13 protein-coding genes are annotated in these 14,336 nt (G+C 65.1%); 9 read left to right on the forward strand and 4 right to left on the reverse strand.

Annotated features, from left to right (window positions below):
- The first annotated feature begins 51 nt into the window (after window positions 1–51).
- The 7 genes from glpD to WG924_RS05420 all read left to right on the forward strand — a co-directional run bounded on the left by glpD (window position 52) and on the right by WG924_RS05420 (window position 7,810).
- A complete protein-coding gene (gene glpD / locus WG924_RS05390) occupies window positions 52–1,629 on the forward strand; it encodes a glycerol-3-phosphate dehydrogenase (protein ID WP_345931992.1) in 1,578 nt (525 codons plus the stop codon).
- Window positions 1,617–2,738, forward strand: a complete 1,122-nt coding sequence (locus WG924_RS05395; protein WP_345931993.1) for an ABC transporter ATP-binding protein — start codon at window positions 1,617–1,619, stop codon at window positions 2,736–2,738. The genes glpD and WG924_RS05395 overlap by 13 nt, the downstream gene beginning before the upstream one ends.
- A 15-nt stretch (window positions 2,739–2,753) precedes the next feature.
- Window positions 2,754–3,839: an ABC transporter ATP-binding protein gene (locus tag WG924_RS05400; protein WP_345931994.1), complete on the forward strand. Its 1,086-nt coding sequence runs from the start codon at window positions 2,754–2,756 to the stop codon at window positions 3,837–3,839.
- 4 nt (window positions 3,840–3,843) lie between these two features.
- Window positions 3,844–4,710 (forward strand): carbohydrate ABC transporter permease, encoded by an 867-nt coding sequence (locus WG924_RS05405; RefSeq protein WP_345931995.1) that lies wholly within the window; start codon window positions 3,844–3,846, stop codon window positions 4,708–4,710.
- A gap of 16 nt (window positions 4,711–4,726) precedes the next feature.
- Window positions 4,727–5,611: a carbohydrate ABC transporter permease gene (locus WG924_RS05410; RefSeq protein WP_345932262.1), complete on the forward strand. Its 885-nt coding sequence runs from the start codon at window positions 4,727–4,729 to the stop codon at window positions 5,609–5,611.
- Between the two features lie 13 nt (window positions 5,612–5,624).
- The gene (locus WG924_RS05415) at window positions 5,625–5,915 is read left to right on the forward strand and encodes a DUF2160 domain-containing protein (protein WP_345931996.1); all 291 of its coding nucleotides are present in this window, start codon (window positions 5,625–5,627) and stop codon (window positions 5,913–5,915) included.
- 155 nt (window positions 5,916–6,070) lie between these two features.
- Window positions 6,071–7,810: an ABC transporter substrate-binding protein gene (locus WG924_RS05420; RefSeq protein ID WP_345931997.1), complete on the forward strand. Its 1,740-nt coding sequence runs from the start codon at window positions 6,071–6,073 to the stop codon at window positions 7,808–7,810.
- A gap of 122 nt (window positions 7,811–7,932) precedes the next feature.
- On the opposite strand, the gene WG924_RS05425 is transcribed toward WG924_RS05420, so the two are convergent.
- Complete coding sequence (locus tag WG924_RS05425) at window positions 7,933–8,829, reverse strand: LysR family transcriptional regulator (RefSeq protein ID WP_345931998.1); 897 nt, start codon at window positions 8,827–8,829, stop codon at window positions 7,933–7,935.
- A 115-nt stretch (window positions 8,830–8,944) separates the two neighbouring features.
- On the opposite strand from WG924_RS05425, the gene WG924_RS05430 reads away from it, so the two are divergent.
- Window positions 8,945–10,162, forward strand: coding sequence for an MFS transporter (locus WG924_RS05430; protein WP_372044718.1), 1,218 nt, complete (start codon window positions 8,945–8,947; stop codon window positions 10,160–10,162).
- A gap of 51 nt (window positions 10,163–10,213) precedes the next feature.
- On the opposite strand, the gene WG924_RS05435 is transcribed toward WG924_RS05430, so the two are convergent.
- From WG924_RS05435 to WG924_RS05445, 3 genes are all read right to left on the reverse strand, one after another.
- The gene (locus WG924_RS05435) at window positions 10,214–11,314 is read right to left on the reverse strand and encodes an acetamidase/formamidase family protein (protein ID WP_345931999.1); all 1,101 of its coding nucleotides are present in this window, start codon (window positions 11,312–11,314) and stop codon (window positions 10,214–10,216) included.
- Window positions 11,315–11,415: 101 nt separating this feature from the next.
- Window positions 11,416–12,414 (reverse strand): PDR/VanB family oxidoreductase, encoded by a 999-nt coding sequence (locus WG924_RS05440; RefSeq protein WP_345932000.1) that lies wholly within the window; start codon window positions 12,412–12,414, stop codon window positions 11,416–11,418.
- A complete protein-coding gene (locus tag WG924_RS05445) occupies window positions 12,411–12,872 on the reverse strand; it encodes an MOSC domain-containing protein (RefSeq protein WP_345932001.1) in 462 nt (153 codons plus the stop codon). The genes WG924_RS05440 and WG924_RS05445 overlap by 4 nt, the downstream gene beginning before the upstream one ends.
- Before the next feature lie 247 nt (window positions 12,873–13,119).
- Here WG924_RS05445 and WG924_RS05450 point away from each other — a divergent pair, with 247 nt between their 5' ends.
- Window positions 13,120–14,208: a TRAP transporter substrate-binding protein gene (locus WG924_RS05450; RefSeq protein ID WP_345932002.1), complete on the forward strand. Its 1,089-nt coding sequence runs from the start codon at window positions 13,120–13,122 to the stop codon at window positions 14,206–14,208.
- The last annotated feature ends 128 nt before the right edge of the window (window positions 14,209–14,336 follow it).

The raw sequence follows: 14,336 nt of genomic DNA on the forward strand, positions 1-14,336 counted from the left end.
TTCGAACAGCACATAGAATGCTGCATTGCGAAAGCCTGGGGAGGGATACTGGTGGCGGACGATCCGGTCCATGACATCTTTGTCATCGGCGGCGGCATAAACGGCTGCGGCATTGCCCGCGATGCCGTGGGCCGTGGGTTTTCGGTGGCGCTGGCGGAAATGAACGACCTCGCCTCCGGCACCTCGTCAGGGTCCACCAAGCTGATCCATGGCGGCCTGCGCTATCTGGAATTCTATGAATTCAGGCTGGTACGTGAGGCGCTGATGGAGCGTGAGGTGCTGTGGCGAAACGCCCCGCACATCATCTGGCCAATGCGTTTCGTGCTGCCGCATCACAAGGGCCTGCGCCCGCGCTGGCTGCTGCGCCTGGGCCTGTTCCTCTATGATCATATCGGCGGCCGCCGGCAATTGCCGGCCACGCGCACGCTGGATCTTCGAACCGATCCCGCCGCGAAACCATTGAAGCCGCTGTTCCGAACTGCTTTCGAATATTCCGACTGCTGGGTGAACGATGCGCGCCTGGTGGTGCTGAACGCCATCGACGCCGCCGAGCGCGGCGCCCGGGTGTTCACCCGCACGAAGGTAGTGGCGGCGCGGCGAGACGCCGGGCACTGGATCGTCACACTGCAAAGCCTGACCGATCCCGCCGATCGCCGCGAGCTGACCGCCCGCCTGCTGGTCAATGCCGCCGGTCCCTGGGTCGATCAGGTGCTCACCGGAACATTGTCGCGCAACGACGTGCACAATGTCCGGCTGGTTCAGGGCAGCCATATCGTGGTGCGACGCAAGTTCGATGACCCCCGCGCCTATTTCTTCCAGAACCGGGATGGCCGGATCATTTTCGCCATTCCCTATGAAGACGACTTCACCCTGATCGGCACCACCGACCAGGACTTCACCGGCGACCCGCAGACGATCGCGATCACCAAAGGCGAGATCGATTATCTGTGTGCGGCCGCCAGTGAATATTTCGCCGAGCCGGTGCGTCGCGCCGATATCGTCTGGACCTATGCCGGCGTGCGGCCGCTGTTCGACGACGGCGCATCGAAGGCACAGGAAGCCACCCGCGACTATGTGCTGAAGGCCGAGGCGGGCCCCGATGGCGGCGCGCCGCTGATCAACATCTTCGGCGGCAAGATCACCACCTATCGGCGGCTGGCGGAATCGGCGCTTGAGAAGATCGAGGGTTTTCTGGGCCACCGCGGGCTGGCCTGGACCGTCGAGGCCCCGCTACCGGGCGGCGATTTTCCAGCCACCGGCTATGACGATGCGGTTCGCGCCTTGCTGGCGGATTACCGCTTCCTGGATGCGACACTTGGCCGCAGACTGGTGCGGCAATATGGCACACGGGCGCGGATGATCCTGGGCGATGCCCGGTCGATGGCGGATCTGGGCCGCCATGTCGGTGCCGGCATGACCGAGGCGGAGCTTCGCTATCTGATCGACCACGAATGGGCGCGCACCGCCGATGACGTGCTGTGGCGGCGCACCAAACACGGCCTGCACATGACCGCCGCCGAACATGCCGGCTGCGCGGCCGTGATGGCCGAGTTGATGGCAGGGGGCCGGCGACATGGCCAGACGACACCGCAGATCCGGGAGGATGGGACAGCGCGATGCTTGAACTGAAGGGCGTGAGCAAGCAGGTGGGGGACGACATCCATGTCGCGGATGTCTCGCTCGCCCTGGAGCGGGGCACGTTGAACGTGCTGCTGGGGCCGACGCTTGCCGGCAAGACCAGCCTCATGCGGCTGATGGCCGGGCTCGACCGCCCCACCCGGGGCCAGGTGTGGTTCGATGGCAGCAATGTGACCGGCGTGCCGGTGCAGAAGCGCCATATCGCGATGGTCTATCAGCAGTTCATCAACTATCCGATGCTGACCGTGTATCAGAACATCGCCTCGCCGATGAAGCTGTCGGGCGCCGACCGCGCCACCATCGACCGCGAGGTGCGCCAGGCGGCCGAACTGCTGAAGCTGACGCCCTATCTGGACCGCGCGCCGCTCAGCCTGTCGGGCGGCCAGCAGCAGCGGACGGCCCTTGCCCGCGCGATCGTCAAGAAGGCCGGTCTGGTGCTGCTCGATGAACCGCTGGCCAATCTGGACTACAAGCTGCGCGAAGAGCTTCGGACCGAACTGCCGAAGATCTTCGCCGAATCCGGCGCGATTTTCGTTTATGCAACCACCGAGCCATCCGAGGCTCTGCTGCTGGGTGGCAACACCGCTACACTGTCGGAAGGCCGCATCACCCAGTTCGGCCCCACCATCGAGGTCTTCCGCCGCCCGGCCGATCTGATCACCGCCCAGACGTTTTCGGACCCGCCGCTCAACATCCTGTCGATCACCAAACGCGGGCCGAACTTCACCCTCGATCGCAGCGGTCAGCCGCTCGGGCTGCCGGTTGGCCTGTCGGGGCTGGCCGATGGCCGCTACACGGCAGGGTTTCGACCGCATCATCTGGTGGCCAGGCGCCCCGGCCCGGATGCCGCTGCCTTCCAGGCCACGGCCTTCGTCACCGAGTTCAACGGGTCTGAGAGCTTCGTGCATCTCGATTTCGCCGGCGAGCGCTGGGTGATGATCGCCCCCGGTATCCATGATCATCAGATCGGCGACCCGATCGAGGTGTTCCTGGACCCGCGGCACATCATGATCTTCGACGCGGCCGGCCAGGCGGTGGGCGGACATGCCCGAGCCGGGGCCACCGCTGATGCCCCCGCCGTCAACATCCGTGCCGGCTGAGCGAGGGAGAGACCCATGGCCTGTATCGACCTCGATCATATCCGCCACGCCTATGGCCCGGCCCCGAAAACCGATGCCGATTATGCGCTGAAGGAAGTGCATCATCGCTGGAACGATGGCGGCGCCTATGCGCTGCTGGGGCCTTCAGGCTGCGGTAAGACCACGCTGCTGAACATTATTTCAGGGCTGCTGCGACCGTCGGAAGGCCGCATCCTGTTCGACGGCCGCGACGTCACCGATCTGTCGACCGAGGAACGCAACATCGCCCAGGTGTTCCAGTTCCCGGTCGTCTACGACACCATGACGGTCTATGACAATCTGGCCTTTCCCTTGCGCAACCGGGGCGTTCCGGAACGCGAGGTCGACACGCGGGTGCGTGAAATCCTCGACATGATCGACCTGGCCGATGGTGCCGCCAGGAAGGCGCGCGGGCTGACCGCCGATCAGAAGCAGAAGATTTCGCTGGGTCGGGGTCTGGTGCGGTCGGACGTGAACGCGATTCTGTTCGACGAACCGCTGACCGTGATCGATCCGCATATGAAATGGGTGCTGCGCACCCAGTTGAAGCAGCTACACAAGCGCTTCGGCTTCACCATGATCTATGTCACCCACGACCAGACCGAGGCGCTGACCTTCGCCGACAAGGTGGTGGTGATGTATCAGGGCGAGATCGTGCAGATCGGCACGCCCGAAGAACTGTTCGAACGCCCGGCCCATACCTTCGTCGGCTATTTCATCGGATCGCCCGGCATGAACGTGATGCCGGTGACGGTGAACGGACAGGTGGCGCATCTGGGCAGCCAGATCATCGGTCTGCCCGGCGCGCCGGGCGTGAAGGCCGGCGCCGTGCTGGAACTTGGCGTGCGCCCCGAATATGTCCGCCTGGGCACCACCGGCATGCCCGCCCGGATCATCAAGGTCGAGGATATCGGCCGCCACCGCATCGTCCGTGCCCTGGTGGAAGGGCTGGAGATCGCGGCGGTGCTGCCGGAGGACGACACAGTTCCGGCCGAACCGCGGGTGCTGTTCGACCCGCAGGGCATCAACCTCTATGCCGACAGTTGGCGGGTTGCCACCCCGCCCGCCGCCACAGGAGCCTGACCCCATGGAAAAGACCTGGAACAACAAGGCCTGGTTCATGGTGCTGCCGGTGCTGGTGCTGGTGGCGTTCTCGGCGGTGATCCCGCTGATGACGGTGGTGAACTATTCGGTCCAGGACACCTTCGGCCGCAATGAATTCTTCTGGGCCGGCACCGAATGGTTCGAAGAGATCCTGAACTCGCAGCGGTTCTGGGACTCGATGGTCCGCAACCTGATCTTCTCGCTGGTCATCCTGGCGATCGAGGTGCCGCTGGGCATCGTCATCGCGCTGAACATGCCGAAAAAGGGCTGGGGCGTTCCGGTCTGTCTGGTGCTGATGGCCCTGCCGCTGCTGGTGCCATGGAACGTCGTCGGCACCATCTGGCAGGTCTTCGGGCGCACCGATATCGGCCTGCTGGGCCATACGCTGGAAGCGCTCGGCATATCCTATAACTATGTCCAGGATCCGACCTCGGCCTGGGTGACGGTCATCGTGATGGATGTCTGGCACTGGACCAGCCTGGTGGTGCTGCTGTGCTATGCCGGTCTGGTCTCCATCCCCGATGCCTATTATCAGGCGGCCAAGATCGATGGCGCCTCGCGCTGGGCGATTTTCCGCTACATCCAGTTGCCCAAGATGCACCGGGTGCTGCTGATCGCCGTGCTGCTGCGCTTCATGGACAGCTTCATGATCTATACCGAGCCCTTCGTGGTCACCGGCGGCGGCCCCGGCAATTCCACCACCTTCATGTCGATCGATCTGGTGAAGATGGCGATCGGCCAGTTCGACCTTGGCCCCGCCGCCGCGATGTCGCTGGTCTACTTCCTGATCGTGCTGCTGCTGTCATGGGTGTTCTACACCGTGATGACCAATTACGACGCGAGGACGTGACATGACGACGACGCCGATGCCGCGCGCCGCCACCGCCCCCGTGGCCACCGATACCGCCCGTGACGACCAGATCGCCCGCCGCATGCGCAAACGGGGCACCAAGTCCCGCTGGTCCTGGGCCGTGCCGGTTCTGTACATCATCTTCCTGATGCTGCCACTCTACTGGCTCGTGAATATGAGCTTCAAGACCAATGCCGAGATCATCGGCGGCATGACCTTATGGCCTCACGAGCCGACCCTCAGGAATTATACGATCATCTTCACCGACAGCTCGTGGTATTCGGGCTACATCAATTCGATCACCTATGTGGTGATCAACATGGTGGTGTCGGTGTCGGTGGCGCTGCCGGCGGCCTATGCCTTCTCGCGCTATCGCTTCCTGGGCGACAAGCACCTGTTCTTCTGGCTGCTGACCAACCGCATGGCGCCGCCGGCGGTGTTCGCCCTGCCCTTCTTCCAGCTCTATTCGGCCTTCGGGCTGATCGACACCCATATCGCCGTGGCGCTGGCGCATTGCCTGTTCAACGTGCCGCTGGCCGTGTGGATCCTGGAAGGCTTCATGTCGGGGGTGCCCAAGGAGATCGACGAGACCGCCTATATCGACGGCTATTCCTTCCCGCGCTTCTTCGGCCGGATCTTCCTGCCGCTGATTTCCAGCGGGATCGGCGTCGCCGCCTTCTTCTGCTTCATGTTCTCGTGGGTGGAACTGCTGCTGGCACGGACCTTGACCACGGTCGATGCCAAGCCGATCGCCGCCACCATGACCCGCACCGTTTCGGCATCCGGCATGGATTGGGGCCTGCTGGCCGCCGCCGGTGTGCTGACCCTGATCCCCGGCGCGCTGGTGATCTGGTTCGTGCGCAACTACATCGCCAAGGGCTTCGCCCTGGGCCGCGTCTGAGGGAGCACCCGGGATGAGCCTCGACTTCTCGTGGATGGCCTGGACCTGGCCGACCGCCCTGTTCTTCATCGCCATCGCCACCTTCCTGGCCGGCATGGCGGTGTGGGAATACGCCCGGCCGGGCGGCAGCCCCAGGGTGGGCGTTCTGCGCTTCGAAACCACCCGCGGCGACCGGCTGTTCGTCAGCCTGCTGGGCAGTGCCTTCATCCACCTGGCGTGGCTGGGCCTGGCCGGTGGCGCCAGCCTGTGGTGGGCGACCCTGATTTCGGCCGTGTATGCCGTCCTGGTCTTCCGCTTCGTCTAGATCTTTCGTTTCGTGCCGGCGGTCCCCAACCGGACCGCCTGTCCGGACGTTCGTGCCAGACCTGAACCGACGACCTGAACCAACGACCAAAACCTTGCCTGCAATGACGGGCACCCATTGCTGGTGTCCGCGGCTGATCAAGAGGGAGGAACCACATGCGTAAGCATCTTATGGCGTCCACGGCGGCCTTCGCGCTGCTGCTGGCAGCCGGCCCGTCCTGGGCCGGGATGGAGGAGGCGAAGAGCTTTCTCGACAAGGAGATCGGCGATCAGTCGGTGCTCTCGCGCGCCGACCAGGAAAAGGAGATGCAGTGGTTCGTCGACGCGGCCAAGCCGTTCGCGGGCATGGAGATCAAGGTGGTCTCCGAGACGATCACCACCCATGAGTATGAAAGCAAGGTGCTGGCGCCGGCCTTCACGGCCATCACCGGCATCAAGCTCAGCCACGATCTGATCCAGGAAGGCGACGTCGTCGAGAAGATCCAGACCCAGATGCAGACGGGTCAGAATCTCTACGACGCCTGGGTCAACGACTCGGATCTGATCGGCACCCATTGGCGCTATAAGCAGGTCCGCAACCTCACCGACTGGATGACGGGCGAAGGCAAGGACGTCACCAATCCGGGCCTCGACATCGACGACTTCATGGGCAAGTCGTTCACCACCGCGCCGGATGGCAAGCTGTATCAACTGCCCGACCAGCAGTTCGCGAACCTCTACTGGTTCCGCTATGACTGGTTCAACGACGCCAAGAACAAGGCCGACTTCAAGGCGAAGTATGGCTACGAGCTGGGCGTGCCGGTGAACTGGTCGGCCTATGAGGACATTGCCGAGTTCTTCACCGGGCGCGAGCAGGATGGCCGCAAGGTCTATGGCCATATGGATTATGGCAAGAAAGACCCGTCCCTCGGCTGGCGGTTCACCGATGCCTGGCTGTCGATGGCCGGCAATGGCGACAAGGGCCTGCCCAACGGCAAGCCCGTCGACGAATGGGGTATCCGGGTCAACGACAACAGCCAGCCGACCGGTTCCTGCGTCGCGCGTGGCGGCGACACCAACGGCCCGGCCGCGGTCTATTCGATCCAGAAATATCTGGACTGGATGAACGCCTATGCCCCGCCGGAGGCCCAGGGCATGACCTTCTCGGAATCCGGCCCGGTTCCGGCGCAGGGCCATATCGCCCAGCAGATCTTCTGGTACACCGCCTTCACCGCCGACATGGTGAAGCCCGGCCTGCCGGTGGTGAACGCGGACGGCACGCCGAAATGGCGCATGGCGCCCTCGCCCCATGGCGTGTACTGGAAGGACGGCATGAAGCTCGGCTATCAGGACACCGGTTCCTGGACGCTGATGACCTCCACCCCAACCGATCGCGCCAAGGCCGCCTGGCTCTATGCGCAGTTCGTGACCTCGAAGACCGTCGACGTGAAGAAGAGCCATGTCGGCCTGACCTTCATCCGCGATTCCTCGGTCCGCCACGACAGCTTCACCAAGCGGGCGCCTGAACTGGGCGGTCTGGTCGAGTTCTATCGCTCGCCGGCCCGTGTCCAGTGGACCCCCACCGGCACCAATGTGCCTGATTATCCCAAGCTGGCGCAGCTTTGGTGGCAGGCGATCGGCGATGCCTCGTCCGGCGCCAAGACCGCGCAGGCGGCGATGGATTCGCTGTGCGAGGAGCAGGAGAAGGTGATGAGCCGCCTGGAACGCGCCGGCGTTCAGGGCGAGTTCGGTCCCAAGCTGAACGAGGAACATGATCTCGCCTACTGGAACGAACAGGCGAAGAAGAACGGCACCATCGCGCCGCAGATGAAGATCGAGAACGAGAAGGAACAGCCCCAGACCGTCAATTATGACGAGCTGGTGAAGAGCTGGGCCGACGCCAACGCCAAGCAGTGAGCGTCGGAACAGGAGCTGATCATCCGCTTCGGGGGAAGGGGATGTCGTGAGACGGGGGCCATCGGCAACGATGGCCCCCGTTTTCATGGGCAGGCCCGGACGGATGCCATCCCGGACGGATGTCATGGCACAGCCTGCCCTGTCACCGTCGCCAGATGCCGCTCCAGCGCCGCCACGAACAGCCGCACCTTGGGTGGCACGAACCGGCTGGTGGGATAGACCGCCCAGATCGCCCAGGGCTCGGGCTCGGCATCGGCCAGCGGCAGCGCGACCAGCCGGCCGGCCGATACATCATCGGCGGTGTTCCAGGCCGAGAGCAGGGCGATGCCGATGCCGTCGAGGCAGGCCCGGTGCAGGGCGTCGATCGAGCTGGCGGTGAAGCGGCCCGTGATCCGCTGGCGTGTGGTCTCGCCATTGCACTGGAACTGCCAGTGGCTGGTATCGGTCAGGGCAAGGCAGACATGCCCGGTCAGATCGGCCATCCGGCCCGGCGCGCCATGGGCGGCGACATAGCCGGGGGCGGCATAGAGCGCGCGCGGATTGGGCGCCAGCCGGCGGGCGACCAGCGTGTTGTCACGCAAGGGCGCGATGCGCAGCGCCAGGTCGACGCCCTGTGCCACGATGTCGACCACGCTGTCCGACAGCAGCAGATCGACGCGCACCTCCGGATTGGCGGTCAGGAAGCCGGCGATCATCGGCGTCACCACCTTGCGCCCGAACGGCACCGATGCCGTGACCCGCAGCAGACCCGACGCGCCGGCATCCGATGGTCTCACCGATGCCCGTCCGTCGGCTTCGTTCTCAAGCATCGCCTCGGCATAGGGAAAGAATGCCTCGCCGGCGGTGGTCAGCGACAATGCGCGGGTGGTCCGGTGAACAAGACGCACGCCCAGTTCGTCTTCCAGCGCCGCCAGCCGCCGCGACGCCACCATCGGCGCCACCCCCAGACGTCTGGCCGCACCCGCCAGACTGCCGCCATGAACCGCCTCTACCAGAACCGCGACGTCGCCCAGGTTCATCATATCGTCTTTCGTTATGCCGGCCTATTTGAAGCTCTGACTACAGACTATATCGATAGGATCGTATCGTCATCCGACAGGCGGCGATGGCTGCCGGAAGCGGAAGATGACGACGATGACCGGGACGACAGAGACGACAAGGGCGACAGCGACGACGGGGACGGCGGCCTCGGCCACCACCGCCGGGCTCAGCCGGGGCCTCAGCCTCGCCATGGCGATCGGCGCCGGCGTATCGGTGGCCAACATCTATTACAACCAGCCGATGCTGGGCATCATGGAACGCGACTTTCCGGGCGCCACCATCGGCCTGCTGCCCACCGCCACCCAGCTTGGCTATGCGCTGGGCCTGTTCCTGCTGGTGCCGCTGGGCGATCTGGTCGAGCGGCGGCGGTTGATCGTCGTGCAGTTCCTGGGGCTGGCGGTGGCTCTGGTGGCGGCGGCGCTGGCCCCCACCGCCGGATTGATCGTGATCGCATCGCTGGCAATCGGCGTGGCCGCAACCGCCGCGCAGCAGATCGTGCCGTTCGCGGCCCATCTGGCGGCGCCGGAACGGCGCGGCGCCGCGGTCGGCACGGTGATGGCGGGGCTGCTCTGCGGGGTTCTGCTCAGCCGGACGGTGGCGGGCATCGTCGGCAGCCATGCCGGCTGGCGCGCGATGTTCTGGCTGGGCGTGCCGCTGGCGCTGGGGATGGCCGGCTGGCTGGCGGTCCGCCTGCCGAAAAGCCACCCGGCCGGCGGGCTCGGCTATGGCGGGTTGATCCGGTCGCTGCTGCATCTGTGGCACGAATTCCCGGCCCTGCGCCGCGCCGCGATCACCCAGGCCCTGCTGTTCGCCGCCTTCTCGGCCTTCTGGACCATCCTGGCCTTGCGTCTTCAGGCACCGCAATTCGGCCTGGGTGCCGATGTCGCCGGCCTGTTCGGCGTGGTCGGCGCCGTCGGTATTCTGGCAGCCCCCATCGCCGGCCGCATCGCCGATCGCCGCGGGCCGCATCCGGTCATCCTGACCGGCGCCGTGCTGACGCTGGTGTCGTGGGCCATCTTCGGGCTGTGGTCGGATCTGGCCGGCATGATCGCCGGCGTCGTCCTGCTCGACTTCGCGGTGCAAAGCGCGCTGGTGTCGAACCAGCACATCATCTATGCCCTGCGGCCCGAGGCGCGGGCCCGGCTCAACACCATCTTCATGGGCGCCATGTTCCTGGGCGGCGCCGGTGGTTCCGCCGCGGCCACCGAAGCCTGGAGCCGTGGCGGCTGGACGGCGGTCACCGCTCTTGGCCTGACCCTTGCCGGTATCGCCACCGCCCTGCAACTGGCAGGGCGGTGGCGGCCGGCATAATCATGCCGTCATCTGTCAGGTCCGGGCGACATATGAACCGGATCTGACGCTTCAGTCGAAGATATCGAGCGGCAGAAACGCCGAGACCGTGACGTTCGGCACGTCGACGATCTGGCTGATCCTCAGATTGACCGCGACGCTGGCGAGGCAGATCGCATTCTCGGGCGTGAAGCCATAGCGGTCGCAGATATGATCGACCATGTTCAACAGCGCGTTCCGGGTGGCCAGCGTCAGATCTTCGGACAGGTTCTCTCCGTCGTCGCGAATGCAGGTGCCGGTGGTCGCATAGAACCGGGTCGACGGGTCAAGCGGGGGCCTCGGCGCGGTCTCGTTGCCGAAGGACACATCCTTCTGCCCCCGACGCGCCGCCTCGCCTTTCAGCACCCTGAAACGGGCATGCAGGATGGCCGAGGTCTCGATGGCACTGCCGCAGGATTCGCCGTCCCCTTGAGCGAAATGGGCGTCGCCGACCGAAAACAGCCCGCCCTCCGCATAGACCGGCAGATAGACCGTTGTCCCTTTGGTGAGTTGCTTGATATCGAGATTGCCGCCCATCTCGCGGGGCGGGATCGTGCGCAGCGCGTCGTCGAAGGCCGGCACCGCACCATCCGGATCGGGCAGAAAGACGGCGCCGCCCTTGTCGTGCAAACGCTGCTCGCGCTCAAGGATGGTGGCGAGAAGCGGTTTGGACGGCGCAAGCCCCATCACGCCGAAGAAGGGATTGCCCTCGATCCGCACGCCCGGCATCTGCGGCGATGTGGCATAGCCGTCGGCCATCTGCCAATGAACGAGATGTGGCGCCGTGAACCTGTCGCGCAGGAAGCCGAAACCCGGCGCGATCACGGTGAACCCCTCGTTATGCGCGTGGATATCAAGGATATCCACCGCCAGCAGATCGCCCGGCATCGCCCCTTCGACGAAAACCGGACCGGTCAGAGGATGCGCGCGACCGATGCTGACGCCGGCAAGATCCGCGCCGGTCATCGACCGGCAGATCTGGCAATCGAACGAATCCCGGGTATGGATTTCGGCTTCGTCGCCATCGCGCACGCATGCCATCGGCCTGATGTCCGGATGCCACCGGTTATGCCCTTCATGGGCGGCATCGGCCAGACGAACGGTCCGGTCGACATGCAAGATGTGCCTGGTCATCTCTTAACGCTCCCCATCCGGATGGCTTCGATGAAGCCGGACTGCCTCGGTCATTGACCCCGCCTGATATGTCCGCTCCCACATGCCGACATATCGATGAACTAGAGATCGAGGACGATGCGGGCGCCCATGACTTCAGAGACGCAGGGGGTCACGAATTCCCTCCGGTCCGCGGGCGACATCACCAGATCCTTGTGCAGGGGCGAGCCCGCGAGATAGCGCGTCTTGCAGGACGTGCAGACCCCCGCATGGCAGGACGCCTCGATCTCGACCCCGGCCTGACGCAAGGCTTCCAGCATGGTCTGTCCGACGGCGACCTCGACACTGCCGCCGCTGCGGGCCAGATCGACGGTATAGGCCGTCTCGGCCCCGGGCGTGATCGTGGCATGCGCCCCGAACTGCTCCAGGTGGATGTCGTCGCGGCCGGTCGCGTCGGCGAAGTCCCTGGCCTCGTCGATCATCGGCTTCGGCCCGCAGATATAACTGTGCGTGCCGGGCGCGGCCGCTGCAAGGAGTCCCGACAGGTCGAGCCGGCCGGCCCTCTTGCCGCCATGGCCCTTGCCGTGCTGCCCCTCGCTATAATGGAACGTCACCCGATCGGAAAACGGCCCGCCCTCAAGCGCATCGCGGAAGGCCGCCTCCTCGGGAGACCGCGCGGCATAGTGAAGCTCGAAGCTTGCACCACTGCCGGCAAGGGCCTCGGCCATCGCAATGATCGGCGTGATGCCGATGCCGCCCGCCGCCAGGATCCGGTGTTCGGCGCCGTCGCCCATATGACCATGGTCCATATGAAACGTGTTGCGGGGCAGCGAGACCGGCACGATCGTCCCCAGCGTCCAGCCCTCATGGATGGCCCGAGAGCCGCCGCGGCCGGCATCCTCCCGCTGAACCGCGATCCGGTAGCGGTCCGGGCGGCTGAACGGTCCGCATAGCGAATACTGGCGCGCTGTGCGGTCATCCAGGAACACGTCGATATGAGATCCCGGCGTGAAGGGCGGCAGGTCCCAGCCATCGGGGTCGGCCAGTTCATAGACCGTGATCCGCGACGTCTCGCGACGGACGTCCACGACGGTCGTGGTGACGTGATGGATGAGCTTCATGTCAGGATCTCCACGACGTCGCCCATGCGAACGGTGCCGCCGGTCAGAATTCTCGCGTGAAGACCGCTGCGGTTCAGCAACGGCGTGAAGACCTCAAGGCCGGTGATCTGCTCGATATGCCGGCACGGCGTTGCGAGGCGGGTGGCTTCGAGCAGCGCCTCGCCGATCCGGAACCGGCGCCCGACCAGATGGTTCAGCGGCACGTCCCGGGTGGTGATGTTGCGCCGGTGATCGCCCATCGTCATGCGGATCTTATGATCGCGCGCCAGCGCCTCCAGCGTTTCCACCTCGAACAGGGTGACCTGGCGGCCCTCCTCCGGACGGTCGGAATAGAACCCCTCACCTTTCTCGTACCGGTCGCCGACGATCCCCCTGCCAGCCACGAGCACAAGTTCCTCTTGCGCCTTCATTGGCAGGAAGGATCGCGGCGCCAGATGCAACCCGACGACAGCCCCCATAAATTCGCTCCCCAGTCGCGGCAACGGCCTCTCTGATCAGACCATCGAGACAGGCAACGTGTTGCCTATTGAGCGACGACTATGAGGTATCACCCTCTGTCTGTCCACCCGCATGCCACAGGCGCCCCCTCTTTCGAAGCGAACATGATCAGGTCTTTAAATCGGGTCGAGATCGCTGTTGACATTGATTTGTTCAAAAGGCAACAATTTGCCTCATAAGCAAATATGCCAGAGCGGAGGGCTGAACATGCACCGACGGGACGTCTTGAAGGGCGCCCTCGCCGCGACCGCAGCCGGCGGCGCGCTCGCCGCCCCCGCGATCGCCCGGGCACAAACCAAGGTGCGGTGGCGGATGCCGTCCTCCTTCCCGCAGGTGCTCGACACGGTGTACGGCGCCGGCGCCTTCATCGCCGAGCGGGTCGCCACCATGACCGACGGCCAGTTCGAGATCACGCCCTATGCGGCGGGCGAGATCGTGCCGCCGCTGGGCATCCTCGACGGCGTGCAGGCCGGCACGGTCGAATGCGGCATCACCGCCGGCTTCTACTATCTCGGCAAGATGCCGGCCCTGGTCTTCGACACCGGGGTGCCGTTCGGCATGACCCCGCGCCAGCACATGGCCTGGATGCAATATGGCGGCGGTTATGACCTGATGGCCGAGCTTTACGGCCAGTTCAACGCGGTACAGTTCCCCTGCGGCAACACCGGCGCCCAGATGGGCGGCTGGTTCCGCAAGCCGATCGAGAGCGTCGACGACCTGAAGGGCCTGCGGATCCGTGCCGCCGGCTATCTTGGCCAGATCTACGCCGCCCTTGGGGCGGTGCCCCAGCAGATCCCCGGATCGGACCTCTATTCGGCGCTGGAGCGCGGCACCCTCGACGCCGTCGAGTTCGTCGGCCCCTATGACGACGAGAAGCTCGGCTTCCAGAAGGTGGCGAAATACTATTATGGCCCTGGTGTGCTGGAGCTTGGGGCGTCGCTCTGCTTCCTCGCCAACAGCCAGGCTTTCGCAGCACTGCCGGCCACCTTCCAGCAGATCCTGAAAAGCGCCTGCGCTGAATCCTATACCGACATGCTCGCCAAATACGACCAGCGCAATATCGGCGCGCTGCGCCGCCTGGTCGCCAGCGGTGTGCAGTTGAAGTCGTGGACGCCGGAAATCATGACGGCGATGCAGACCGCCACCGCCCGGCTCCTCGCCGACCAGTCGGCGACGGACGAAACCTTCGGCCGCGTCCACACGGCGTGGAAGGCATTCCTCGACGAACAACTGCTCTGGGGCTCGGTGAACGACTTCGCGGCCGAAAACTTCATCGTCGCCAACCGGGGCCGCTAGACCGCCGGCTTCCGCTGGCCCGGTATCCCGCTTAGTCCGGCGGCCATTCGTCCACATGGATGGTCGCCGCCATTCCCGCATCTGAACGCGTGAACGAAAGCGGCCGCCTGCCGCCTGGGCGATTGCTC

This window comes from Tistrella arctica (genome assembly GCF_039630945.1).
In the GTDB taxonomy this organism is placed as follows: domain Bacteria; phylum Pseudomonadota; class Alphaproteobacteria; order Tistrellales; family Tistrellaceae; genus Tistrella; species Tistrella bauzanensis.

Coding starts and splice junctions, on each gene's coding strand:
- WG924_RS05395 (WP_345931993.1), top strand. CDS start 1,617: ATGCTTGAACTGAAGGGCGTGAGCAAGCAGGTGGGGGACGACATCCAT.
- WG924_RS05400 (WP_345931994.1), top strand. CDS start 2,754: ATGGCCTGTATCGACCTCGATCATATCCGCCACGCCTATGGCCCGGCC.
- WG924_RS05405 (WP_345931995.1), top strand. CDS start 3,844: ATGGAAAAGACCTGGAACAACAAGGCCTGGTTCATGGTGCTGCCGGTG.
- WG924_RS05410 (WP_345932262.1), top strand. CDS start 4,727: ATGCCGCGCGCCGCCACCGCCCCCGTGGCCACCGATACCGCCCGTGAC.
- WG924_RS05415 (WP_345931996.1), top strand. CDS start 5,625: ATGAGCCTCGACTTCTCGTGGATGGCCTGGACCTGGCCGACCGCCCTG.
- WG924_RS05420 (WP_345931997.1), top strand. CDS start 6,071: ATGCGTAAGCATCTTATGGCGTCCACGGCGGCCTTCGCGCTGCTGCTG.
- WG924_RS05425 (WP_345931998.1), bottom strand. CDS start 8,829: ATGAACCTGGGCGACGTCGCGGTTCTGGTAGAGGCGGTTCATGGCGGC.
- WG924_RS05430 (WP_372044718.1), top strand. CDS start 8,945: ATGACCGGGACGACAGAGACGACAAGGGCGACAGCGACGACGGGGACG.
- WG924_RS05435 (WP_345931999.1), bottom strand. CDS start 11,314: ATGACCAGGCACATCTTGCATGTCGACCGGACCGTTCGTCTGGCCGAT.
- WG924_RS05440 (WP_345932000.1), bottom strand. CDS start 12,414: ATGAAGCTCATCCATCACGTCACCACGACCGTCGTGGACGTCCGTCGC.
- WG924_RS05445 (WP_345932001.1), bottom strand. CDS start 12,872: ATGGGGGCTGTCGTCGGGTTGCATCTGGCGCCGCGATCCTTCCTGCCA.
- WG924_RS05450 (WP_345932002.1), top strand. CDS start 13,120: ATGCACCGACGGGACGTCTTGAAGGGCGCCCTCGCCGCGACCGCAGCC.